General features: G+C 54.6%; 1 protein-coding gene. It reads right to left on the bottom strand.

Annotated features, from left to right (window positions below; translation table 11 throughout):
* The coding region (locus ACQ96U_RS26960; RefSeq protein ID WP_431724378.1) for a hypothetical protein at positions 1 to 1,563 on the bottom strand (1,563 nt) is incomplete at both ends.

Genomic DNA, 1,563 nt, shown 5'->3' with positions numbered 1-1,563 from the left:
CACCCCGGTTAATCACCGTGCCTTCTGGGGTCAAGGCCTCGTAGTAGTACTCATAGGCTTGATTTGCAGAGAGGCCTGGGGAGTTGGTCAGATCCAACGCCCAGTCTCCCTCGCGGTTCATCCGTGCACCATCAATACTGTGGGTGTACTTACCGGGCTGGTAATTAGCCTCGTCATAAGCGCGGCTGGTATAGCCCGGCTCTTGCGCGGGGCGGTAGTACATGCGTAAACGGGTGGCCTGCCGTGGCTGCTCTTTTAAGGTCAGCAACTTCGGCATTTCGATGTGGTTATTCTCCCAGCGCACTAAGGTATCGTGCTCCCAACGGGGGGCAAAGCCACTCCAACGGTAACGGCCCGTTTGTTCGGTAAGGGGTACCCAGTCGCCCGCGTCATTTTTCTTGGAGATTTTGACATGGTATTTGAAGCCCATGTTTTTCAAGTAGGAGACGCTGGTGGTGTTATCCTTGCCCCACATAGGGATGTAGTACTCGCCTTTACTGGCGTTCACCACAAACGAACCTTTGGTGTCCCAACGGTAGCCGGAATCCCACTCAAACAACAGGTCGCCATCGTACTCGCCGATATCCGACCACTTAAAGTACACCCCTTCTTGCTTAAAGTAACAGCGGGGCCAGTGTTTACCGGCCGCCCGGGCAAAGAGTTTGAAGTTAAAGTCAAACTTCTCACCACCAATCATTTTCGCCTCACCAAAGGTGTACGGCGTAGCGTCAATGACCTCCGTACCGGCACTGCTGGAAGAGTCCTTCGTCAGGAAGGTCATCTCCGGCTGCACCACATCAATCAGCTGGTTACGGGCATCGTAACGACTGAGGGTGATGTGGAGTTGCTTGGCATCCAATAAGCGCAGCTGGTTGAGGGTGACCTCTTTCAGGTCGATGGTCATCGACTGGATTTCCAGCGAGGCATTGCCGTTGGCATCGTAAACAAAGACCTGAGGGGCACCGTTCTTTTTGTTGGTTTTGAACAGCTGACCAGCTGCGTTGTACTCGTAGTACTCGTGGATCTGGTCATTGACGCCTTTGCCACTGATCTCGCCATGGCTGTTGTAGTAGGTACGTTGAATCGCCCCTACCCCCTCATCACGCCAGATCTCACGGCCCTGGCTGTCATAGCCAAAACGCACCTCCACCACGTGCTGGCTGCCATCCGCCTGTTGCCGGTGCTGCCGTTTACGCACCACCTGGCCTTTGGCGTCATAGAACAATTCAGTGATAGCACCGTTGGCATCGATCTGTTGGGTCATATGCCCGGCGTTGTCGTACACCTGACGGCTAATCAGGTCCTGTGCACCCAGGTTAAAGGCAGTTTGCTGACCATCGGCCACTTCTTTGACGCTCAGTGCGGTATCACCCTGGGCGGTGTAGTAGGTGCTGGTGGTCTGGCGTACCGTGCTGCCATTGGCGGTGGTGTATTCTGCGCCTTGCTCCAGCACTTTGCGGTTCAAGGCATCGTATTGCAGGTCAATACGTTCGGCCTGATTGCCACTGTTCCGGCGGATAATGGCGACATTATTGCCATTGGCGTCGTAGAGCATTTCAGTGA

This window comes from Zooshikella sp. RANM57, assembly GCF_050749885.1.
GTDB lineage: Bacteria > Pseudomonadota > Gammaproteobacteria > Pseudomonadales > Zooshikellaceae > Zooshikella.
This window is presented reverse-complemented; position numbering and strand designations above follow the sequence as displayed.